Here is a 23,586-nt window from a genome sequence, read left to right as displayed (position 1 = left end):
CTCAGTTAACGGCGGGAAGCCCCGGCCTTGACCGGCCAAAACTTCCCGCCATTCTTTTTTTTTGCAGCCATTCACGGCTTCGCAAGCCGCCCTATTCGTTCCACAGCTTCACGCGTTGTTTCACGAGCTCCTCGCGCAGCGTTTCGGCTTTGTCGACGCCCGCCTTTTCGAGGTCCTTCATGTACGCGTCCCATACCTTATCGAAATCGGCAGGTTTGGCCAAAATCGCTTCCGGAATCCGTTTCCACGTAATATCCTTCAGCTTGTTATCCAACACGACGATTTCGCTGTCGCCCGGAATGGCGATATTCCATGCCGCGCCCCAAGGTCTGACTTTAAACTCTTCTTCTTTCGGGAATAGCTCTCTCCACGACTTGACATTGTAGGCGGCCAGCGTTTTCTTTTCGACCTCGTTGTATGAGTTCTGAATCTGCTCTGGGAAATTGGTCGTGTAATAGTTTCCGGACGGATCCTTCACGCCGTCGCCGTAATGAACGCCAAGCGTGTTATACAGGCCGATGCCGGTTTCCTTCGTGAAGTTGGTCGCATCGTTGACCTTGCGGTCGCTGATTTCCTTCGGAATGACGCGTTTGCCGTTTTCGACTTTGTAGTGTTTGCCTTCGATTCCCCAGTTCAGCAGCACTTGCCCTTCGTCGGAAGCGAGGTAATCGAGGAATTTGATCGCCCGGACCGGATCTTTGCAGTCTTTGCTGATGCCGATGCCGTAACCCGCCATGAAGCCAGTCGGCCAGAACGACGTTTCCTTGTATTCTTCGGTTAACGTAACCGGGTAGTGGCCGTAACCTTGGTCGAATTTGCCCGCCGCTTTCAGCGCTTTTTCGGCGTCGCCGTAAGCCCAGTCCTGGTCGATCAGGCCGATGACGCGCCCGGTCGCGATTTTTGCTTTGTATTGGTCGTATTTTTGAACGAAGCTCTCCGGATCAAGCAGCCCGATATCGTTCATATGATTGAGCCAACGGAAGTATTCTTTTTCCGCGGGACGGCGGAAATGGTACGTGACCTTCTGCGTATCAACGTCGATCGCGTATTCCCCGTCGTCCGGCGAGCCCGTCGTGTAAAAGGCCGGATTCGTGACCGTGATGTACATGTACCAATCGTCGGCGTTTAACGTCAGGCCGATGTTTTTGTTGCCGTTTTCGTCCGTCGGGTGTTTTTCGATATAATTTTTGATAACGTTCTCATAATCCTTGACCGTCCGGATCTCCGGATATCCCGCTTCAGCGACCGCGCGGTGCTGGAGTTCGAAGCCGCCTCCGGCCTGGAAGTACTGCTGGCCTACGCCCGCATAAGTCGGAATGGCGTAGATCGCATGGTCTTCGTCGCTGTAGCGCGCGCGTTTTATCGAGTCCCCGAGCACTTTTTTAATGTTCGGCGCGTACTTGTCGATCAGATCGGTCAGATCCAGCATCGCGCCGGCGTCGACAAGTTTGCTGATATCGTTTTTCGCGCTGATGAGATCGGGATATTCGCCGCTGGAAGCGATCAGGGCCACCTTTTGCTGCGGATCACCGACCGCGAATTCCGCGTCCAGCGTCACGCCGGTTTTTTCGGTGATCACTTTCCCGATTTCGTCCTTCATTCCCGTCCAGTTCGGACTCGGGTCGGCGCTGAAAAGGGAAAACGTGATCGGCGCATTATCGTTGCCCGCCGCGGCTTCCTTGCCGGAGCCGTTCTCCTTGGATGCTGCGCCGTTGCCGCCGCTTCCCCCGCAGCCGGCCAGCAGGCCGACGAACAAGGCGGATATGAGCAGCAGGGCGGAAGCTTTGGTCTTTCTCTTTCTTTTGCTTTCCATACTGAAACACCCCTCCTGATGAATTCGAATGGATTTTCAAGCGAGAATCTATGCGTATAACAAGGGAGCCGGCAAGCGCCCCTGATCATACCGCTTCGGATAGCACCGGTCAGCTTTTGACCGCGCCGAGCGTCATGCCTTTGACGAAATACTTTTGCAGGAACGGATACACCAATAAAATCGGTACGGTGACGATGATGGTGATGGCCATCTTGATCGACTCCGGAGACACTTGGTTGACCGCGGTCGCCACCACGTTCGTCCGGTAATCCCCGCCGCTGCCCGCCGTCGTGCTCTGCAGCACCTTCATCAGCTCGTATTGGAGCGTCGTCAGCGATTCGCTGGATCCATTATACAGGTACGTATCGAACCAGGCGTTCCACTGCCCCACCGCCAGAAATAACGAGATCGTCGCCAAGGCCGGTTTGGTGAGCGGCAAAATGACCCGCCAGTAAATCGTAAAGTCGTTCGCTCCGTCAAGTTTGGCCGATTCCTGCAGCGCATACGGGATGCCGTCGATAAAAGAACGGATGACAAACACGTTAAAAGCGCTTACGACACCCGGCAAAATATAGACGGCAAACGTGTTCATCAGGCCCAGATCCTTCATCAGCATGTACGTCGGGATCAATCCGCCGGACACGTACATCGTCAGCGCGAGAAACGTGGACACGAATTTGCGTCCCTGAAAATCCGCGCGGCTGATCGTAAAAGCAAGCATCGATGCGCTGAGCAGCCCGAGCACGGTCCCGAGCACGGTACGCAGCGCCGAGATTTTGAAGCCCGTAACCAACCCGCTGAACGTAAATATTTTAATGTAGTTGTCCCAAGTAAACTTCCGGGGAAAAACGGTAATTCCGCCGCGCACGCTGTCGATGGAATCGTTCAGCGAGATGGCGAGCACGTTCAGGAACGGATAGACGGTGACCACGACGACAAACAGCACGATCACGTAAACCACCGTGTCAAAAATCCGGTCGGACCACGATTTGCCGCGCGCAAAAGCTGCATTCCCCACGACCCTCGTTCCCCCTTTCCAAAAATATCTGCACGCCAGGCAGCCGTATGTATGGACAAATCGCCTGGTGCCCTATAACAAGCTTTCTTTGGTCGTGCGCTTAAAGATGCCGTTAATGGTAAACAAAAGCGCGACGCTGATGACCGAGTTGAAAATGTTGATCGCCGTGCCGAAGGAATAACGGCCCATGCCGAGCCCGTATTTCAGCGAGTACAGATCAAGCACCTGCGAATAATCCGTCACCAGGTTGTTGCCGAGCAGGAACTGCTTCTCGAAGCCGATGTTCAGCAAATTGCCGACGGACATAATGAGCAAAACGATGATCGTCGGCCGGATGCCCGGCAGCGTGATATGCCATATCTGGCGAAAACGGCTTGCCCCATCCACCCGGGCGGCTTCATACAGCTCAGGCCCGATGCCCGCGATGGCCGCTAGATAAATGATGGCATTCCAGCCGGTTTCCTTCCACACGTCCGACAACGTCACGATGCCCCAGAACAGATGGCCTTGGGCCATAAACTGGATCGGTTCATGAATGAGGCCGAGGCCCAGCAGCACGTCGTTGACCAGACCGTTATCGGTCGACAGCATTTTGGTGACGATCCCGGCGGCCACGACCCAAGACACGAAATGGGGCAGGTACGAAATCGTTTGGGCAAAACGCTTGAAAAAGCTGAGGCGAACCTCGTTCAGCAAAATGGCGAACAGGATCGGAAACACGAAGCCGGCAATCAGGCCCATGGTGCTCATCGCCAGCGTATTGCGCAAAGACAGCAGAAACTGTTCGTCGTGGAAAAGCGCCTTGAAATGCTCGAAGCCCACCCATTCCTGCTCGAAAAAGCTTCGGGCCGGTTTATATTTCTGAAAGGCCATCGTCCATCCCCATAACGGGAGATAGCTGAACACGAACACCCAAATGACGAACGGGATCGACATCAGATATAAATACTTCTGGTTTCGGAACGTTTTCCAAAAACGTTTTCGGGATGCCGCCTTGCTTTCGGTCCTTTTCCCGCGATTCGGAGTGCCGTCTGGTATGTTGGCTGCCGCTCTCAATGAAAATGCCCTCCTCTCTATACCCCCATTTTAATTCTCTGTAAGCGATTGCAGTACCCGAAAAATTAGAGATAAAATCCTGTGAAAATTAGACATTCCGCCATATCCCTGCCTCCTCGCCCACTTTACGGCAAGAAAAAACCCCTTACCGTCATTTTCCCTTGCGGTAAGAGGTTGGAGAAACCCCGACATATTTGCGGAATTTCATATTAAAATAATCCGGATTCATGTAACCCACTTTTTCGGCGACCTCGTACACCTTCATGCCTTGGTCCAGAAAAGCCTTGGCTTTTTCGACGCGGACCTTATCCAAAAACGTGTTAAAATATTCCCCCGTCGTATTTTTGAACATTTTTCCGAGGTAAGCGCTGTTGTAATTAAACAGCTCCGCCAGCGTTTCGAGCTTGAGGTTCTCATTGTAACGCCGTTCGATCAGTTCGATCATTCTTTGGATTTCGTTCCCGCGGCTTTCGCTGCGCATCCGTTCGGAAATTTCCCGCAAATACGCATGCGCCGAAGCCATCAGCTCGCCGATCCGGCCGCATGCATAAAATGCGCCGACCGGGACCCCGTGCTCCGTCCAAAAGGCCCGCATGTCCGGGTGGGACGACTCCAGCCGCGCCAGCACGCTTCCCGCTAGCCGGATCAGGTTCTCCTTCAGCTTCAGCTCATCCATCCCGTCCGCTGCCATGCGGCGGCAGATCGCTTCGACCAGTTTCTCCAGCTTGGCGGTATTTCCGGTTTCCAAAACAAGCAGCAGCCGGTGTTCGGCCTCGTCCGGATTGAAGTCCGGCAGCTCTTCGGCCTGAAAGCCGCTCCAGCCTGCCGCCGCTTCCTCCCGAATAAGCGTGTCCCCTTCGAAGAAAAAACTGAACTTCAACGCCTCGCTTGCCGCCGACAAGGATATATGCGCTTCTTCCGGCCCCGCGGCCTTTCCTCCGGCCGCCGCGCTGAACGTCAGGCCTTCCGCGGATACCCGCTCGGCAATCATCCGATGCAGCTCCCGGTCATCCTCCCGGTTTGCCGGCGGTTTCGTTAGAAGGATTCCCAAATGCGGGGGAAGATGAAAACATAGGCCCGCTCCGCTTTGCCGGACGGCCTCCTCCAATGCCTGGCGGACACGGGAGTAAACCTCCTCCGTCACGGAAGGCGCCGGTCCGAGCCGCAGCAAGACGACTTCGCACGGCCCTTCCGGAAGTTGAAGCGAAGCCGCGAGCCGTTTCAGCCGTTCGCCGCCGAGTTCGGTAGGATCCGGCAGCAGCAGCTCCTTCAGCGCCGCCTCCTTGCCGCGGGCCGGCTCTTCCCGGGTCCACAAGCTGAGCTGCCGCTCTTTTTCGATCGCCTCCCGGATCTGCCCGAGATAAGAAACCAATTCTTCCTCATCCACCGGTTTAAGCAGATATCCGTCGACGCGGTACGAAATCGCCCGCTTCGCGTATTCGAAATCGGCATAACCGCTCAAAATCAGCACATGGCTTTCCGCGCCCCGGCCCCGCAGCTCCGAAATGAGCTCCAATCCGTCCATGCCGGGCATCCGGATGTCGGCCAGAATCAGCTCCGGCTGATGGACCTCGTATTTTTCGAGCGCCTCCTGCCCGTTCGCTGCCGTATCCGCCACCTGATATCCATGCTCTTCCCAAGGAATCAGCATCCGCAGGCCTTCGCGGAGCTTCGGTTCGTCATCCACGATCATCACTTTAAGCATCTATCATTCCCCCCTCGAGCGGAATGGCAAAGGAAATGGTCGTACCGCAGCCGGGCTTGCTTCGAATGGACAATCCGCAGGACTCCCCGTACGTCAGCTTCAACCTGACATGCACGTTTCGCAGCCCGATCCGCTCGCCTTCCCTTTCCTCCGCGTCTTCCAGCGTCTGCATGATTTTATCCATCCTCTCTTCCGGGATGCCGATGCCATTATCCGTAATCGTGAACATGGCCGCATTCCCATCGCGCATAATCGCGACGTTGACGGACGCCCCTTCCGCGTTGTTGTCGAGACCATGCACGACGGCGTTTTCGACGAGAGGCTGGATAATGAGCGGAGGCACGTACAGCGCTTCCAATGCCGGATCGACGTGAAACTCGTAACGCAGCCGGTCCTCATACCGGAACCGCTGGATTTCCAGATAACAGCTGACCATCTCCAGCTCCTGCTTCAGCGGGATTTTGCTGTTGCCGGCCTCGAGGTTGCTGCGCATCATTTTGCCGAGCAGCCGCACGATTCTGGCAATTTCCGTCTGGCCTTTCATATGGGCCTCCATCCGGATCGATTCCAGCGCATTGAACAGAAAATGGGGATTAATCTGGCTTGCCAGCATTTTAAAGCGGATTTCGCTCTGCTTTTGCTCCAGCAGTCGGTTCCGTTCATTGGACTGCGTCACTTCCTCCATCAGGTCGTGAATGTTGCGCACCATGGAATTGAACTGCCTGGACAACAGCCCGATTTCATCCTTGCCGTCGATTTGCAGCGTCGTATCGAAATCCCCGAGCCCGACCCGGGTAATATGCCTGCTGAGCCGCAGCATCCGCCGGGAGAACAGGGAGGACACGCTGTAGATCAGCAGGAAGGCCAGAACGATGCTGATGACGATGACCGTCAGCGCGAGCCTGATGATTTTGTTCGGTTCCTTCACGATGCTGCCGATCGAAAACACGGAAATGATCCGGATCCCGTTTTCGCTGGAAGCCGGTTTGACCTCATCGATCAGCACTTTCGAAGGAATGCCGTTAAGCGTCGCCTCGAACGTGCCGCTGCGCTGCGTCATCATGTTCCGGTCCAGCGACAGGTCGGTCAGTTTCTTGTTTTTCCAGTCGCCGCGGTTCGCCGCAACGATGTTGTCCTGATCGTCCACGATCATCGTGTCGAACGTTTCCTGGCTCAAAATCGAATTCAGCATGTTGGCATTGACGTTCAGCACCAGCACGCCGTATTTTTTCAGGCTTTCGAGCTCGATCGTCCGCACCAGGCTTAAATATTTTTTATGGTCGCGTTCATCCTCGATATACCGCCAGCTGACCAGGCTTTCATGATCAAGCGCATGCCGGTACCAGTCGCTGGCCTTAATTTCGTCCGAGGCGTTGATGAGCTCCCAGTTGTTCAGCAGCGTGGCGTTGTCGGTATACAGCCTGATGTTCGAAATTTCTTTGTAGAGCCTTAAATACTCCCGCATGTCGGGATAGTCCCTGTAGGCCTCGACCACGTCGTATACGCTTTCATAATGCCGGTTGGCCAGCTTTTTGAGCCTGGCGTCATTGGACAGCCGGTAAGAGATGTCCAGCGAGACGCGGATGACCTCCTCCGTTCTTTTTTTGATCCGGTCGACGTTCGTCGAAGCCTGCTCCATCGCGTTATTGAACGCCATTTGCCTCATTTCGGCCGTGAGATATCCCCCGACCAGCAAAACGGGCAGCAGCGCCGCAAGCAGGAAAGACAGCAGCAGTTTATTCCGAATTTTGATGTCGTTTAATAACGTTACGAACCGGTGCCACATGTCTATTCCCCCACGGCAGTCTTTGCCGGACCCTATCCCGGCGGATGATCGTCCCTCTCTCTTTTAAACTTTATATCTTATTGGCGGTAGGCCGCAAGCCTTTCGTTCAATTCCCGGGTTTGGCCGTAGACGTCCCGGTATACCGAAAACAAACCGTCATACCGCTTCACCTGCTCCGGATTCGGTGAAAAGACTTCAGCCGGACGGATGAACTTTTTCGCGCATGCTTCAAGGGACGGAAACCATCCGCAGCCGTAAGCGGCCAGCATCGCGGCGCCCATGGCAGGCCCCTGCTCGCTTTCCAGCTTCACGATGTCGGCATTAAAAATATCGGCCTGCATCTGCAGCCATGTTTCGTTTTGGGCCCCGCCGCCGATCGCGGTCACCTCGGCAATCTCCCTGCCGGACTCGCGGATGAGGTCGATCGACTCGCGCAGCGAAAACGTGATGCCTTCCAGGACGGCACGCGCAAAATGCTTCAGCGTATGGCCCGAATCCATCCCGATGAAGCTGCCGCGGATGTCCGCATCCGGATGGGGCGTGCGTTCCCCGGAAATGTAAGGCGTAAACAGCAGTCCGCCGCTTCCCGCCGGAATGGCTTCGATCCCCTCCAGCAGCTCGTCGAAGGAAGACTCTTTCGCAAACGTTTGTTTGAACCAGGAGAGGCTATGCCCCGCCGCCAAAGTGACGCCCATGACGTAAAATGCGTCTTCTTCCCCATGGTTGAAAAAATGCATTTTGCCCTGCGGATTCACGTCCTTGCGGCTTTCATAGGAAAGAACCACGCCCGACGTGCCGATGCTGCACATCGTTTTGCCTTCGCCCAAAATGCCTGCTCCGATCGCTCCGCACGCATTGTCCGCCCCGCCCGCAAACACTTTGGTCGCCGGCAGCAGTCCCGCGGCTTCCGCCACATCCGGCAGCAGCGTGCCCGTCAGCTCGGAGGATTCCGCCAGCTTCGGACAAAGCGACAGGGGCAGATCAAACGCTTGTGCGATGTCCGCGCTCCATGTTTTGCCTGCCACGTCCAGCAGCAGCGTGCCGGCCGCGTCCGAATAATCCATCGCAAAATCGCCCGTCAGGCGATATCTAACGTAATCCTTCGGCAGCAGGAAAAGCGACGCTCGGGACAGAATTTCCGGCTCATGTTCCTGCACCCACAATATTTTCGGAAGCGTAAAACCTTCCAAAGCCCGGTTGCGGGCAATGTCCAGCAGCTTGGTTCCAAGGGTCTGCTCGATCCGGCGGCATTGCGGCGTCGTCCGCGTGTCATTCCACAAGATGGCCGGACGAAGCGGCTTGCCTTCCGCATCCACCAGCACCAGCCCGTGCATCTGTCCCGAAAAGCTGATGCCCTCCACGTCGGACGGCGCAACCTGCGATTTCTCCATCAATTTGCGCAGGCTGGCGATGGTGCGCTCCGCCCAGTCCTCGGGATTTTGCTCGCTCCAGCCCGGATTCGGGCGATGCAGCGGATAACTTTCCGCATGTTCGCAAACGACCTGGCCTTCCTCCGACACAAGCACGGATTTGACCGCGCTGGTTCCGATATCGATACCGATTACATACTTCATCAATAGCGCCTCCTTAAGGCTAAAGTCTTTTATGAAAAACAAGAAAGAGGCTGCCGAAGAATGCTTCTTCAGGCAACCTCCGCCGCATGCATGATTGCTCGCGTACCGTTTATTTCGCCAAAATGTATTGGTTCAGCAAAGACTTCAGCATTTCCTGGCGTCCGGACTCGTTTTTGCGTGGCTGCTCGTTGTTCAGCGCATATTCGGACAGGGATGCCAGCGTCGCTTTGCCGGAAACGATCTCGGCGCCCACGCCTTCCTTGAAGCTGCTGTAGCGTTTTTCGATGAAGTCGTCGAACACGCGGTCTTCGATCAGTTTGGCGGCTACTTTCAGCCCTTTGGCATACGTATCCATACCGGCGATGTGGGCCAGGAACAGATCTTCCGGCTCAAAGGACGGACGGCGCACTTTCGCGTCGAAGTTGATGCCGCCTTTGCCGAGGCCGTCGTTCTTGAGCACTTCGTACAAGGTCAGCGTCGCGTCGTAGATGTTGACCGGGAATTCATCCGTGTCCCAACCGAGCAGCATGTCGCCTTGGTTGGCGTCCAGCGAGCCAAGCATGCCGTTGATCCGCGCCACGCGCAGCTCATGCTCGAACGTATGGCCGGCCAGCGTCGCATGGTTGGCTTCCAGGTTCAGTTTGAAATGTTTGTCGAGACCGTATTTTTGCAGGAACGCAATCGTGGTCGCCGCATCGAAATCATATTGGTGTTTCGTAGGTTCTTTCGGTTTCGGTTCGATCAGGAACTGGGCGTCGAAGCCGATTTCCTTCGCGTAATCCACCGCCATGGAGAACAGGCGGGCCATGTTGTCCATTTCAAGCTGCATGTCGGTGTTCAGCAGCGTTTCGTAACCTTCGCGGCCGCCCCAGAACACGTAGTTTTCGGCGCCGAGGCGTTTGCCGACCTCAAGGCCTTTTTTGATTTGGGCCGCAGCATACGCATATACGTCGGCATTGCAGGTCGAACCTGCGCCGTGCATGTAACGCGGATTCGTGAACATATTTGCCGTGTTCCACAGCAGCTTTTTGCCGGACGATTTCATGCCTTGTTCGATCAAATCCACGATCGTGTCGATGTTGCTGAAAAACTCCTTCAGGCTGCTGCCTTCCGGCGCGATGTCGACGTCATGGAAGCAGAAGTACTGCAGGTTCATTTTGTCCATGAATTCAAAGGCGGCTTCCACGCGAGCTTTCGCTTTGTCCATGCCGCTGAGGTGATCCCAGCCGCGGACGGCGGTTTCGCTGCCGAACGGGTCGGTTCCGCCCGCGGTCAACGTATGCCAATAAGCCATGGCGAAGCGCAGATGCTCCTCCATCGTTTTGCCGGCAACCTTTTCCTCCGGATTGTAATACTTGAACGCAAACGGGTTGGTCGAGCGGCTGCCCTCGTAATTGATTTTTCCGACGTTTTCAAAATATGCCATAACGCATGTTCCTCCTTGGATACCGTATGATTTATTCTGCTGTTTTTTATCGACGAAAGCCTTTACAACACCATCCTAACACAAAGTTTCGACTTTGTATATTGGTTAAACTAAGTTTTTTTATCCTATTGCAATTTGCCCAGGAAGACACTAGACTAGGGGGATACAGGCGTAAACGACTCCCCGTCTTGACAGGCGGAGATGCCGTTTTGCGGATGAAATGCAAGCCTGATTCTACGTATGAATCCATACATTGTTGTATTTCGAAACATCGAAAGGTTCCTTGAAGGATGTGTTTTTGACATGAACGTGACCGGCGACCAGGCGCTCGTCAAAAAAATAAACAAGTCGCTGATCCTGCATACGATCCGCAAACATCCCGAGCTGTCGCGCGCGCGAATTTCGGAAATTACGGGACTGAACAAAGCGACCGTATCGAACTTGGTGGCCGAGCTGCAGCAGGAGCAGCTGGTGCTTGAAGCCGGGCCGGGCGAATCCAGCGGCGGACGCAAACCCCTCATTTTGCATTTTAACGCGATGGCCGGGTGCGTGATCGGCATAGAGCTGCGCGTGAAGCAGATGACCGCGGTTTTATGCGATTTGAACGGGAGCGTGCTGTCGGAGACGGAAGTCCCCCTTCGCCGGCATGATTTGGCCTATACGATCGAACTCATGAAAACGATGATTGCCGGGCTGATTGACGAGGCCCCTCCGACCCACTACGGCATGGTCGGCATCGGCGTCGGCGTTCCCGGCATGGTCGACGAGGACGGCGTCGTCCTGTTTGCGCCCAACCTGGGATGGGAGATGGTCCATCTGCGCAGCATGCTGGAAGAGCATTTTGCCATTCCCGTCATCATCGACAACGAAGCCAACAGCGGAGCGCTCGGCGAGCTTCATTTCGGCCGGGGCCAGGATGTGCGGCATTTGCTGTATATCAGCGCCGGTTCGGGGATCGGTTCCGGGATCATCATCAGCGGGGAGCTGTACAAAGGTTCAAGAGGATATGCCGGCGAAACCGGGCATATGAGCATCGAAGCGGAAGGCATGCCTTGCAGCTGCGGCAGCCGCGGGTGCTGGGAGCTGTACGCTTCGGAGAAGGCGTACGACCTGGCGGCGAGCGAGCTCCCCGCCTATCAGACCCGGGAGCTTGTCCGCCATGCCGCCGAAGGCGATGAAGCTGCGCGCAGCCAGTTCCGCGTCATGGGCAACTATTTGGGCATCGGCCTGACGAACCTGATCAACGGCTTCAACCCGGAGCTGATCGTGCTCGGCGGGGCGTTGTCCGAAGCCCGGGAATGGCTCGAGGAGCCGATGCAGCAGGTCGTGGCCAAACGGACGCTGCCCTACCACAAGCAGCAGCTCGAAATCGCGTTTTCCGCGCTCGGCAGCCGGGCGACGATGATCGGAGCGGGTTTCTCCGCGGCGATGCATTTTCTCGGGCACACGAGGGTGATGGTGTAAACAAAAAAAAACGCCTTTCGGCGTTTTTTTTCTTATTTAGGCTTTAGCCAGTTGAGCTCGCGAAGCGTGCGAAAACAAAAAACCACCCGCTGGACGGGTGGTCATGATTTGGAATTGAAAATCCAAAAAAAAACAGGATCAATCTATAACAAATTAATCGATTTTTGCGTTTAATACTTTAGTAACATATTTACAATTAGTAGATTCCAAGGTAGATTTCAGTTGTAAAAATGGTTGAAATGGGGTGATTCCACACCGGCTAGTGATTCGGCAACTGCTCCGATTGAGGCTGTTTTGCCTGTAATCCCATCAAATCGGCATCTCATCTTTTCCGGACAGCGATATTCACCTCATGGCTGATATGAATGTTAATACTTCATTTACTGGCACTGGAATCTGGGGCTTTAAATACGGCTACCCAAGTAAGCCAGACAAAATTCGCCTTCGGATAATACAACGATGGTAACAAAACATTCAAGTATGAACTACGTGATCCACGCGGGCAATCTTTGTCATATTCAAGCACGAATGACTAACGTCGTACTTTTAATAAAAATGATTATAAATATTTCGTAAAATGATATGCCCCCAAATGTAAACTGGCGAAATCACCGATGTTACTTGCTACGGTTCTATCGCCATTCTCACATTCATTTGAACCAAAAATCGACGGCCACAGACTAATACTTTCGCAGCGAAACGGAGTGTTCCATTTATATACACGTCACCGTAATGGCCGTACCGTATATCTTTCAGGAATTACTGGATGGACTCATTCCACTGTTTTCAAGTATACGGATAACAAGCTAAAATGTATTACCGATGTCAATGGTAATATATTGACCCTGCCAACACGAGCCAGCAGGGTTTTCACTTATTTTTGTTCGATTTGCTGCAGCTGCCGCCCAAACTCCGCGATCTAGCCCTTGTTTCCTTTAATCAGGGTAGAGAAATTTCCCTTTACTCATTAGTTGCACCTTTTCTGAAATGATATAAATAAAGAATAGTGCAAACCCATTCTTGTAGGATGCCATTCTAAATTGTTAAACCAATGTTGCTTCGGCAACGTTTATAAATTAAAAAAAGTTACATAAATCCCAAAAATAAATATAACTTTATTTTTTTTGGAAACTATTAACACGGAGGAGGAATAGTGGTATATTTTTCTCAGTTGGCCGACTTCCATTTTGTAGAGCTCTATGAAGGTTCCATAATTTTAGATACTGCGGAGGGTACTTATGAATATTAAGAAAACAGTAGTCGCTGCAACACTTGCTGTTGGAGTTGGATCTGGTGTTTTATTTATGAATTTACCAGCTAATGCTGATCGTGCTACATTTAGTGCGCTTGAAAATGATCATATTGTTAATGACACAAGAGAGTACACTACATTTAGTCCTCAACAAGTAATTACTCCAGAAATGGAAGCAAATGCTCAGAACGCAATCGATGCTATTTTTGATGCAAATGGAAACCAAGTCAATGTATCAAGCAACAATCAAGAACGTGAACACTTCACTTTCGGAGCTCAGCAACAAACAACTCCTGAAATGGAAGCTAACTCAAAAAATGCAGTCGAAGCTACATTCGATGCTAATGGGGTTCAAATTATTACGCCTGAGTTACTCCAGAAGTCAGGAGTTGCAAATGATTTAAATCCGATTGGTATACAGGATCTTGCAATTACCTACAATTTTAGAGAGCTACTTCCGGGACACTACGCTGAATCATTAAGACAACTAGACATTAGCGCACAAAGAAATGTTACCATCACCTTGGTTCAGTACCCTACTCCGGGTCATAGTGGGACATGTCACCTGTTTTATAAACTTATAGCAGTTGGTGGCGATGGTAAAGACACAGCGGAAATTGGTGTCAAAAATAATTATACAAGTAAAAATGTTTCAATCACATTCCCTAATGTCGCTAAAGGCACTTATAAAATTCAAATTTCCAACTATATCTCTGGTGGTGGACCAGAATCAGATGGTAATGGTTATACTAATTAATTTAATTAATTATAGAATTAACCAAAAAAGTGAAGACCCTGCTGGCATTGTGCCGGAAGGGTCTTCACTTTTTTGTTCGATCTGCAGTAGCAGCTGCTCAAGTTCAACAATGCGCTCTATATTTCCTGCAATTTAAAGCAGGAAATTCTTCCTTAGCCGATTCATAACAATAGCCAGTTCCCCATGAGCAACCAGCACGTAAGGGTGACTACCGTCAAACTCATTCAGATCAACTGAACCGGAAATGCGTCCACTACCTGAAGCGTAAGTGTGCCGTCACATTACTGTCTGTCTGTCCACCCGCACGCATCCGCTGGTTTCGGTGGCCGTGTCGGCATCGTGTTTGATTCCGGAACGTTCCAACTCATTTCCGGCGAGTTCCGGATTGGCGCCCTAGTCGATATAGGAGAAATAGGATTGTTGGTTGTAGAAGCTGCTGACCTGGAACGTCGATCTCGATCCTCGGATCCGGGCTGGGAAGAGTTCAATTCTTATAGAAGAAACAGACTGTCAGATGGTAGCGACTCCCATAACAATTCGTTGTTTGTATGGTCAAATAAGGAAAAGAGTTAAATCGAGGGGGAATTACTCCATGCGGTACCTATTAGCAATAATTTTACCGCCTGTAGCTGTACTTTTGTGCGGGAAACCTATTCAGGCGTTGTTAAATTTTGTACTCTGCATTTTCTTTTGGATTCCTGGTGTCATTCACGCCATCGCTGTGGTTAGCAGCCACAAGGCAGATAAGCATAATGATAAATTGATAAGAGCCATTCAGCAGCAAAACAGACATCCCATGCATTAATAAAGCAAAGGCTCTGCCGGCACATAACCAGCGGAGCCTTTGAATACTCTCAATATCCCGATTGAACAGCGAGCCTTCGGCTCGCACCTAAAGGTAGATGTTGACGCGCGTCCTGGTCCGGTCATTCCCAAGAAGCCTGCACGGACGGTCGCACCCACGCGCGTGGGTTCTCTTCCCCACAACCGTTCCAAATAAAAAAACACCTATTGGTGTTTTGGTTTTTTCTGAATTTGGAGCGGGTGATGGGAATACTCAACATCCCGATTGAAAAGCGAGCCTCCGGCCCGCGCCTAGAGGTAGATGTTGACGCGCGTCCTGATCGGGTCATTCCCAGAGATGCCTGCACGGACGGTCGCACCCACGCGCGTGGGTTCTCTTCCCCACAAGCCTCCATAAAACAAAAAAAACGCCTTCGGCGTTATTCGTTTTATGGAGCGGGTGATGGGAATCGAACCCACGCTACCAGCTTGGAAGGCTGGAGTTCTACCATTGAACTACACCCGCGAAAATGAATATCGGGACGACACGATTCGAACATGCGACCCCCTGGTCCCAAACCAGGTGCTCTACCAAGCTGAGCTACGTCCCGCGGTTACTCACGTCTTCAGATATTGAAGACAAGAAATAATATACCATGAGTCCGCGGGATATGCAACTCTTTTTTTGTTCAAAACATGTTATGTATGTGCTAATGAAGCAAAAACGTCTTCTCGAAATCCGCCGGCGGCACCGGCTTGCTGAAGTAGTACCCCTGCCCTTCGTGGCAGCGCTGCTCTCTTAGGAAATGAAGCTGTTCCTCGTTCTCCACGCCTTCGGCCGTCACTTTCAGCTGCAAATGATGGGCCATGGAGGTAATGGTGGACACGATCGCCGCGTCGTTATGATCGCTCATCACCTCGTTGACAAAAGAACGGTCGATTTTCAGCCGGTCGATCGGCATGCTTTTTAAATAATGCAAGGAGCTGTAGCCCGTCCCGAAATCGTCGATGCTGATGAACACGCCGAGCTCCTTCAGCCTCCGCAGCTGTTCAAAAGCCGTCTCTTTATCAAAGGTCATGCTTTCCGTAATTTCCAGCTCGACGTATTTGGGTTCCAGGCCGATTTCCTGCAAAATCTGTCCGATCCGATCCGCCAGATGCGGCTGAAGGAATTGGCGCATGGACAGGTTGATCGACACGCAAATCGGCTTGTAACCCGCATCCTGCCACGTTTTGTTTTGTTTGCAGGCAGTCCGGAGAACCCACTCGCCAAGTTGAACGATCAGGCCGCTTTCTTCGGCCAGCGGAATGAATTCCTGCGGCGAAACGTTGCCGCGTTTCGGATGCCTCCACCGCAGCAAAGCCTCCATGCCGACGATCTCGCAGTTTTCCAAGGAGACGAGCGGCTGGTACTCGAGGTAAAACTCGCGGCGTTCCAGCGCCTTGCGCAAATCGTTTTCAAGCTTCAATCTTTCCTTCGCCTTCCGCTGCATGGACGGCACGAAATGCCGTACATCGATCCCGTAATCCTTCGCGTGGTGCACCGCCGTGTCCGCGTTCTGAATCAGCTGCTCCGCCGTATCCCCGTCCTCCGGATATAAGGCCAATCCCGCGCATAACGTAATATGATAATCGCCGTCATCGATCGTCAGCGGCTCCTCAAACAGCTGCATCAAACCTCGGATTCGCTTGATTGCGGATTCCACGTCGCCAAGCTCCGGCATGATCAACGCAAACTCGTCTCCGCCCATGCTGAATACCTCCTCCTTTGGAAGGGTATTCCGCTTCAAACGGTCGCCCACCTGCTGCAGCAGCCGGTCACCCGCCTGGTGCCCCAGCGAATCGTTGATGTTTTTGAAACGGTTAATGTTAAACACGACGACTCCGGTCGTACCGTTGTCCCGGGCCTTCATCACCTTGTCCAGACGTTCGGTTAACCTCCGCTTGTTCGGGAGCCCCGTCAGATCGTCATGAAAAGCCAAATAATTCATTTTGGCTTCCATTCGCTGCTGTTCGCGGAAAGGGTCTTCGATCGTCAGCCGGTATACGCCTTTTAGCATCAGGTAATAAGACACCGCGCCCCCCAAGCTTCCCAGCAAATAATTGATTTCGTACATGCTGCCTGCGGACAAAATCATCCCTTGGCCGATCGCGGTGTAAATCAGCGCCCGGATGATGATCAGCAGCGAAGGGGCCCGCTCTTTTCTGCCTCGGTAAACGATTGAAGCGATGCCGCCCAGCGCCGTCAGCGCGGTAAAAAACACGGCGTACTTGACCGCCGGGCCCATTCCCCCGTCGACGAGCAGCGGCGGCAGCATGCGGCCCCACGCGATGAACGCCGCCGCCGCGGCAGCCGTAGCGACCATGGTGACGGTAAGCACGAAGCTTTTATGAGCGACATTGACCATAAAATCTTTTAACGAATAAATGCAAAATATGCCTGCCGTGAGCAGCAGCCTGGAAATCAAAGACAACCAAAGGGCGTCGTTGTCGTTCATGGCGGAGCCGATCAGCGGCATGCCCATCAGGCTCAGCATTTGCAGCAGGTCCAGCACGGCCACGCATAAGAATAAAGCCGCCGTATACAGCCGGTACCGCGACAATTTATGGGAGAACAAAAGCCATCCCTGCGAAAAGATGGCAAAGCTTGCGGCTGTGCAGCAGCTGCCCAGCAAAATATATGCCGTTTGAAATACGCGGGGATCCAATCCCGGCAGCGGATACAACGATTCCACAAGCAGGACGGCGGCAAACATCACTATTCCCCACAGGGCCGTTTTCACCGTTCTTATTTCCTCAACTCTTCTTGGACGCATAAAGCCATCTGACCCCCGGGTAATAAAGATATGAAGATGGATTCGTGTTAAATAATTCCACGTATCTGACCTTATTCCTGCTGATACCAGATAATATTTTACGCGCTTTGGCAATCTTCGACAGAAAACGCGGTCTTCGGTCTGAATCTTTTTTGCGTTTTATCCGTATTATGAATTATAACGATGAAGGAGTGAATGCGAAATGATCATTACGACCACGGAAAATATACATAACCATGAAGTCATCGAAGTGCTTGGAACGACGTTTGGCGTGGTGGTGCGGGCGCGGGGAATCGGCGGCGATATTATGGCTTCCCTGAAAGGGCTTGTCGGCGGCGAAGTCAAGCAATATACGCAAATGATTGAAGACGCGCGCCGTCAGGCGATCGACCGGCTGGTGCAAAACGCCCATGCCATGGGCGGCAACGCCATTATCATGATGCGTTTCGACAGCGGGGACATCGGCAACAACATGAGCGAAATCGTCGCCTACGGCACCGTCGTAAAAACAAGGCCGATCGGTTAGCCGGGATCCGCATGGGTGCGATCGTGGCCGTCGTCATGATTTACGGATTGCAAATCGTCGTCTTTCTTGTCCTGCTTTGGCTCAGTTGGCGCTTCTTCGACCGCCGTTACCGCAGAAAAAACGAACAGTCCAGCCGGAGCGACCTTCTCAGCGGCAAATTTACGCCGACCTCCGAAATATTCGTGGACCCGCGGGACGGAATCAAATATCAGGTGTATTACAATCACGAAACGGGCGAACGGGAATACGTTCCGATCAGATAGCCCGCCCTACTCGAAAACTCTCGTTCCGCAATCAAAAAAGCTTGGCCGCAGCGGATGCGGTCAAGCTTTTTATCATATTCCGGCTTTATTTGCTATCAAAATTGACTTCGGGCGTCGTCAACTTATCGTAGAACTCCACGTATTTGTCCTTGTCTTTCGAAGCGCGCTGCGCCATGGCGGATCGCGGATGTTCGTCGAGCGTGCCCGTGATCATGTACGGGATCAGATAGCCCCACTCCTCTTTTTCGCGCAGAGGGATCATGTAGCGTTCGATGATATCCAGAACCGGACGAAGATTATAATGCGTGTTTTTCAAATGCGTCACGAGCAGCTCCGTCGGGCAGTTGCCCGCCGCGCGTCCCATACCGTACACGGATGCATCAAGCAGTTCAACGCCCAGCTCGGCGGCAATCAGCGTATTGGAGAACGCCAGCTGCATGTTGTTGTGCGTGTGCACGCCGAGACGTTTGTTCGGCAGGTTCGTTTTGAACTTTTCCACCAAATATTTGACGTCCTTATGATCCAGGCTGCCGTAGGAATCAACGATGTACACGACGTCGACCGCACTGTCCTTGATCATCTCAAAAGCTTCGGCCAGCTCGTTTTCCATGACGTTGGACAATGCCATGATATTTAACGTCGTTTCGTATCCGCGGTCATGGAAGGTTTGGATGAGATCGAGCGCTTTATCCACGTCCTTGATGTAGCAGGCGACGCGGATCAGGTCGAGCATGCTTTCGGAGCGCGGAAGAATGTCGTCCACGTCCACCCGCCCGATATCCACCAGCGCGGATAATTTCGTTTTTCCTTTTTGGGGAATGACCTCGCGCAGGAAATCATCGTTCAAAAAACGCCATGGGCCTGCCTGATCGGCGCCCTTCAGCAGCTTGGGGGAGTTTTTATAGCCGATTTCCATATAATCAACGCCCGCCTCATTCAGCCCGGCGTACAGATTTTGCACAAATTCAACGCTAAAATCCCAATTATTCACCAGTCCACCGTCACGAATCGTACAATCCACAATTTTGCAAGGGTTCGTCTTCAACCAAAACTTCTCCTTCCGGCGTAAAATTTATTATTTCATCATACTTGAACGGCAGTCGAAAAGTAAAGATGAATATGACATTTTCTCATTAAAGCCTGGACGCTTTTACGCAAAATATCAAAAATACGGGCTTCACCTGCAATCCGTTGCGAATCACAATAAAAAAGCAGCCGCGGAAGCCGTGCGGACGACTCCGAAAGCTGCTTTTGCCTTCATGGTTATTTTTCTTTGGCCTCCTGCGCCAATATCCATTCCGTAATGCTACGAACCATCGCCCCCGTCGCCCCTTTCGGGTTCACGCCCCGCTCTTTGGCGAGAAAAGCCGTTCCGGCGATGTCCAAATGGATCCAAGGCAGCCCCTCGGCAAAAGTCCCGACGAACAGTCCGGCCGTAATCGCCGCGCCCCTGGAGCCCGTGCTGTTTTTGATGTCGGCCACGTCGCTTTTCAGCATATCCCAAAATTCCTTGTACGCAGGCAGCGGCCATACCTTTTCTCCGGCACGTTTGGAAGCGAGGATGAACTCCTCGAGCATCGTGTCGTCATTGGCGACGGCTCCGGTCGCCACGTCCCCCAAAGCGGTCAACACGGCCCCCGTGAGCGTGGCGACATCGATCAGCTTCGAAGCTCCCAACTCCCGTGCGTAAGCCATCCCGTCCGCCAGCACGACGCGCCCTTCCGCATCGGTGTTTAACACTTCGATCGTCCGGCCGCTGTAGCTTCGGATGACGTCCCCCGGTTTAAAGGCGCCTCCGCCCGGCATATTTTCGGCTGCGGGAATCACCATCACAACGTTGACCGCGGGCCTTAACGTCCCGAGCGCGTTCATGACGCCCAAAACCGCGGCCGCCCCGCCCATATCGCTGATCATTTCTTCCATCCCGGCCCGCCTTTTCAGCGAAATGCCGCCGGTATCAAACGTGATGCCTTTGCCCACCAGCCCGATCACGTCGTCCCATTTGTCCCTGCCCTGGTACCTGATCATAATAAGACGCGGCGGATGCACGCTGCCCTGCCCGACGGCAAGCAGTCCGCCCATTCCCAGATCCGCCAGCTGCCGTTCGTCCAGGACGGCAGATTCGAAGCCGTGTTTGGCGGCAACGTTTAACGCGGCTTCAGCCAACCCCTCCGGCACGAGCATATTCCCGGGCAAATTGGTCAAATCCCTGGCGAGGCAAGTCGATTCGGCATAAGCCAACCCCCGCCGGATGCCTTGCTCCCATTCCGCCTTTTCAGCCGCCGAAACCGATCCTTGGCGCAAAAATAAAAGCTGCTCGATTCCGGTATAAGCGGAGGCGTTTTGCTTATATTGCCGCTGGCGATACGCGCCGAGAATCATCCCCTCGGTCAGCGCCTGAGCCGCGGCCGCGGCGTTTTGCTCCGCCGTAAAAGCGACCAGAGGCGCGCTCAGCTCCCAGGCAAGCGTTTTGACCCTCATTTTTAATGCCGCCTTTGCCGCTTGGGCCGCCGCCACCCTTAACTCCTCCGACGTCAGCGGCCGCTCGCCGGCTCCGACGAAAATCACCGTCCGGGATTCTCCCCGGCCCTGCAGCGGCACGGCATAGGTCTGAAAGGGAGCTCCCTGGAACAAATGCCGTTCCATCAGCGGCAGCAGCAGCGAGTTCCATGCCTGACGCATGCTGCCGTCCTGGGCGCCTTGCGGCGAAACCAATACGATAAACGCGCCCACATCCGCCCTTGCCGCATCCGTCTCCCCGATCCACTCAATCGAAACCTGCATGGTTTCGGAACAGGAATATCCATCCATCTGTCATCTTCCTTTGTCATGAAGTTTTCGGACGATAATCATATATATTATTCCACGTTTGTCCAAAGCAACTCGGAAGACGGGCCGTTTTCCAATCATGGCGGGAATCCGTCGCGGTTTACAAAAACGGTCCCATGCGGATACAATGATTCCACACCTGTATACAAATGATTTCCAAGTTGGTTTTATCATCCTGAATTTCGAAAGCCCATAATGGTGGCCAGTTTGTAGCAGGATTAGTAGGCAACAACTGTAATAAACAGGGAAATACCCAGTGGATTACGCGACGATTCTGAAAAGAGGGTAGTCTTTCCCCCTCCCCATAAGACAGGGCTAAACGGTTTCCATGTTAATTTGTGGTAAACGTCATTCTAAGGCAGCGACTTTGGCGGCGATACGTTGCCAGGCGCAGCGGTTCGCGAAATCTTTAGCCAGTTTCAGAACGACTTGTCGGCTATGCTGAATCATCGTAGCTGCACAGTGGAAAAACTCTAGACGGAACCGGGCAATCGTATACCCTTGATGGACCGGTTCGCAACAGTCTCGCTTGAATCTCTCGTAGAGATTGTAGGCGAGCAGCTTGATGAGCAGGTCGATTTCATTAGCGGTAAAGTCACCGGTAGCGATTCGATCGATGGAAAAGCCGCGTTTGGCTTCTTTGATATAGTTCTCCATGCAGCAACGCTGGTTGTAAAAGCGCCAAAGGTCGATCGGCTCCCACTCGAGATTGGTGACGATCGCTTCGTAATGCCAGTCCGTATCGAGGAGAAGCCGAGCTTGATCGCCGTCAAACACCTGCGCTTTACGAATCACCACAACGCGGCGCGGTTTCTTCCATGAGGTGGCTTGGTAGATCAGGGTGATCCCCTCGATGACCCAATCCTCATCGACAAACCGCTTCCAGTAGCGGCATCGCCCTACTTCGGCCTGAAGTCGCTGCGTCCATTTCAATTTCCCGACATACCCGATTCGCTTGGCTTCCCATAGGCTGTAGAAGTCTTCGCCGCCAAATCCCTTGTCAAACCGGGCGTACTTTACCGGACGGTCACCAAGCAACTCAAAGATCTGACGGAGGAAGGCGGCTGCATCGGTGGAAGCGTGCGTATTCCCAGCACGCAGTACTGCATTCAGGCACAGGCGCGACTGGCCCTCAAACGCCATCAGCGGATGGTAACTTTTACGTCCGGGTTTGTGGGGATTCGTGCCGACTGCCGCCCCCTCTTGGTGACCGTATACCGTTTCTACCGTGGAGTCTAGGTCCACGATGAGTTCAGAAGGCAGACAGGGTGCAATAATCTGCTGATTCAGCTTTCGCAAATCCAGCGTTAAGGTTGGGCGGGTCTTGCTGAGTCGATCCAGTTCCTTATACAGCAGGGTGTGATGCGGACAGCGCCCGCCGAGAAACCGCCGGATGAGCGCGTCATGTTGCAGCCTGCGGAAATGAAAGAGGCGTTCGCATCCGAGTATCCAGCCGACAATGAGATAGAGCAGGATGCGGAAAACAGGGAACAGGGAATTGCCTTGCTTGGTACAATTTAAATTCTGCAAAGCCTTACCGAGCTTGATTTTTTCGAGATATTCCAGAAAGATTTTGCTTCCTCCAACATTTGAGGCGTTTTGCAAGGTAAATTCGGTCTTGATTTTGCTGACGGGTGTGGTAGACTTCATCTAAAAGGTGCTCCTTTCTTTGTAGGTGATGTTCTGGACAAACACCATTCTACCAAAGAATTGGAGCCCTTTTCTTGTTTTTCAGACGATGTTACTTTCGAAATTCAGGATCATTTTTCATGCAAACAAACGGAGGCAAGTTTATGGAACTACGGATGCGGCACTCATGGCAATTGGACGAATCCGAAGCCGCTGCGCTGCAGCGGGATCTGGCGCAAAAAGTGATTCAGGAAGACTCTTTTTCATCGGTTGAATATGTCGCCGGGGTGGACGTCGCCTACAGCAAGCATAGCGGCAATCTTGTCGCGGCCGTGGTGATTTTGGATGCAGGCTCGCTCGAGCTCGTCGAATCGGCCACCGTCGAGGACACCGCCGCTTTTCCTTATATCCCGGGCTTGTTTTCATTTCGGGAGCTTCCCCCGGTCATCAAAGCGTTTGAGAAAATAAAGATGACGCCCCAGCTGGTCGTCTGCGATGGCCAGGGCGTCGCCCATCCGAGACGGTTTGGATTAGCCAGCCATTTGGGCGTCCTTTTGGAACTCCCTACGATCGGATGCGGCAAAACGAGGCTTATTGGCAAGTATGCGGAACCGGATTTGAAACGGGGATCCTATTCTTCCTTAGTGGATCATGGCGAGGAAATCGGAAGCGTGCTGAGAACCCAGGAAGGGGTTAAACCTATTTTCGTGTCCGTCGGGCATCGCATATCGCTCGCATCCGCCCGCGAGTGGATTTTAAAGCTTTCTCCCCGCTACCGTTTGCCGGAAACGACCCGCCGGGCGGATCACCTGGTTAAGACGGTTTTGGGAAGAGATTAAAATCTGAATTCTTCATATAAAGGGAATTGCATCGGTTCCCCAAAGGATGA

Annotated in this window: 17 protein-coding genes, 2 tRNA genes and 1 pseudogene; 7 read left to right on the top strand and 13 right to left on the bottom strand. The window is 53.0% G+C overall.

Features of this window, described 5'->3' with window-relative positions; translation table 11 throughout:
* Positions 1 to 91: 91 nt before the first annotated feature.
* From AC27KL_RS09430 to xylA, 7 genes are all read right to left on the bottom strand, one after another.
* Positions 92 to 1,813 (bottom strand): ABC transporter substrate-binding protein, encoded by a 1,722-nt coding sequence (locus AC27KL_RS09430; protein ID WP_487169515.1) that lies wholly within the window; start codon positions 1,811 to 1,813, stop codon positions 92 to 94.
* A 109-nt stretch (positions 1,814 to 1,922) separates the two neighbouring features.
* Positions 1,923 to 2,831 (bottom strand): carbohydrate ABC transporter permease, encoded by a 909-nt coding sequence (locus tag AC27KL_RS09425; protein ID WP_339321946.1) that lies wholly within the window; start codon positions 2,829 to 2,831, stop codon positions 1,923 to 1,925.
* A gap of 72 nt (positions 2,832 to 2,903) precedes the next feature.
* Positions 2,904 to 3,887: an ABC transporter permease gene (locus AC27KL_RS09420; protein ID WP_445164704.1), complete on the bottom strand. Its 984-nt coding sequence runs from the start codon at positions 3,885 to 3,887 to the stop codon at positions 2,904 to 2,906.
* Between the two features lie 151 nt (positions 3,888 to 4,038).
* Entirely contained in the window at positions 4,039 to 5,592 is a 1,554-nt protein-coding gene (locus AC27KL_RS09415; protein WP_487169514.1) for a response regulator transcription factor, read from the bottom strand.
* Positions 5,585 to 7,378 carry a cache domain-containing sensor histidine kinase gene (locus AC27KL_RS09410; RefSeq protein ID WP_487169513.1) on the bottom strand — a complete coding sequence of 598 codons (1,794 nt, stop codon included), beginning with the start codon at positions 7,376 to 7,378 and terminating at the stop codon, positions 5,585 to 5,587. The genes AC27KL_RS09415 and AC27KL_RS09410 overlap by 8 nt, the downstream gene beginning before the upstream one ends.
* Positions 7,379 to 7,455: 77 nt before the next feature.
* Complete coding sequence (gene xylB, locus AC27KL_RS09405) at positions 7,456 to 8,952, bottom strand: xylulokinase (protein WP_487169512.1); 1,497 nt, start codon at positions 8,950 to 8,952, stop codon at positions 7,456 to 7,458.
* A 109-nt stretch (positions 8,953 to 9,061) separates the two neighbouring features.
* A complete protein-coding gene (gene xylA, locus AC27KL_RS09400) occupies positions 9,062 to 10,378 on the bottom strand; it encodes a xylose isomerase (RefSeq protein ID WP_487169511.1) in 1,317 nt (438 codons plus the stop codon).
* A 303-nt stretch (positions 10,379 to 10,681) separates the two neighbouring features.
* On the opposite strand from xylA, the gene AC27KL_RS09395 reads away from it, so the two are divergent.
* The 4 genes and pseudogenes from AC27KL_RS09395 (at position 10,682) to AC27KL_RS09380 (ending at position 14,656) form a co-directional block, all read left to right on the top strand.
* On the top strand, positions 10,682 to 11,842 hold the full coding sequence (locus AC27KL_RS09395; RefSeq protein ID WP_487169510.1) for an ROK family protein: 1,161 nt from the start codon (positions 10,682 to 10,684) through the stop codon (positions 11,840 to 11,842).
* 614 nt (positions 11,843 to 12,456) lie between these two features.
* A pseudogene (locus tag AC27KL_RS09390) lies at positions 12,457 to 12,585 on the top strand (ATP-dependent DNA ligase); the annotation flags it as partial.
* Positions 12,586 to 13,080: 495 nt separating this feature from the next.
* On the top strand, positions 13,081 to 13,851 hold the full coding sequence (locus tag AC27KL_RS09385; protein ID WP_487169509.1) for a hypothetical protein: 771 nt from the start codon (positions 13,081 to 13,083) through the stop codon (positions 13,849 to 13,851).
* A gap of 592 nt (positions 13,852 to 14,443) precedes the next feature.
* Complete coding sequence (locus AC27KL_RS09380; protein ID WP_487169508.1) at positions 14,444 to 14,656, top strand: YqaE/Pmp3 family membrane protein; 213 nt, start codon at positions 14,444 to 14,446, stop codon at positions 14,654 to 14,656.
* Positions 14,657 to 15,086: 430 nt separating this feature from the next.
* On the opposite strand, the gene AC27KL_RS09375 is transcribed toward AC27KL_RS09380, so the two are convergent.
* The 3 genes from AC27KL_RS09375 to AC27KL_RS09365 all read right to left on the bottom strand — a co-directional run bounded on the left by AC27KL_RS09375 (position 15,087) and on the right by AC27KL_RS09365 (position 17,417).
* Positions 15,087 to 15,160: transfer RNA gene (locus AC27KL_RS09375), tRNA-Gly, on the bottom strand.
* An 11-nt stretch (positions 15,161 to 15,171) separates the two neighbouring features.
* Positions 15,172 to 15,245: transfer RNA gene (locus AC27KL_RS09370), tRNA-Pro, on the bottom strand.
* Between the two features lie 99 nt (positions 15,246 to 15,344).
* Complete coding sequence (locus AC27KL_RS09365; RefSeq protein ID WP_487169507.1) at positions 15,345 to 17,417, bottom strand: putative bifunctional diguanylate cyclase/phosphodiesterase; 2,073 nt, start codon at positions 17,415 to 17,417, stop codon at positions 15,345 to 15,347.
* Positions 17,418 to 17,652: 235 nt separating this feature from the next.
* On the opposite strand from AC27KL_RS09365, the gene AC27KL_RS09360 reads away from it, so the two are divergent.
* Together AC27KL_RS09360 and AC27KL_RS09355 are read left to right on the top strand one after the other, a co-directional pair.
* A complete protein-coding gene (locus AC27KL_RS09360) occupies positions 17,653 to 17,976 on the top strand; it encodes a YbjQ family protein (protein ID WP_036708518.1) in 324 nt (107 codons plus the stop codon).
* 11 nt (positions 17,977 to 17,987) lie between these two features.
* Positions 17,988 to 18,239 (top strand): hypothetical protein, encoded by a 252-nt coding sequence (locus AC27KL_RS09355; protein ID WP_036708513.1) that lies wholly within the window; start codon positions 17,988 to 17,990, stop codon positions 18,237 to 18,239.
* Between the two features lie 85 nt (positions 18,240 to 18,324).
* On the opposite strand, the gene AC27KL_RS09350 is transcribed toward AC27KL_RS09355, so the two are convergent.
* From AC27KL_RS09350 to AC27KL_RS09340, 3 genes are all read right to left on the bottom strand, one after another.
* Positions 18,325 to 19,284 (bottom strand): aldolase catalytic domain-containing protein, encoded by a 960-nt coding sequence (locus AC27KL_RS09350; protein WP_036708511.1) that lies wholly within the window; start codon positions 19,282 to 19,284, stop codon positions 18,325 to 18,327.
* A 218-nt stretch (positions 19,285 to 19,502) separates the two neighbouring features.
* Entirely contained in the window at positions 19,503 to 21,050 is a 1,548-nt protein-coding gene (locus AC27KL_RS09345) for a leucyl aminopeptidase (RefSeq protein ID WP_487169506.1), read from the bottom strand.
* Between the two features lie 366 nt (positions 21,051 to 21,416).
* Positions 21,417 to 22,718, bottom strand: a complete 1,302-nt coding sequence (locus AC27KL_RS09340) for an IS1380 family transposase (RefSeq protein WP_120463466.1) — start codon at positions 22,716 to 22,718, stop codon at positions 21,417 to 21,419.
* Between the two features lie 143 nt (positions 22,719 to 22,861).
* Here AC27KL_RS09340 and nfi point away from each other — a divergent pair, with 143 nt between their 5' ends.
* The gene (gene nfi / locus AC27KL_RS09335) at positions 22,862 to 23,536 is read left to right on the top strand and encodes a deoxyribonuclease V (protein ID WP_487169505.1); all 675 of its coding nucleotides are present in this window, start codon (positions 22,862 to 22,864) and stop codon (positions 23,534 to 23,536) included.
* Positions 23,537 to 23,586: the final 50 nt, after the last annotated feature.

The sequence above is a fragment of the Paenibacillus sp. YAE3 genome (assembly GCF_057546105.1).
This window is presented reverse-complemented; position numbering and strand designations above follow the sequence as displayed.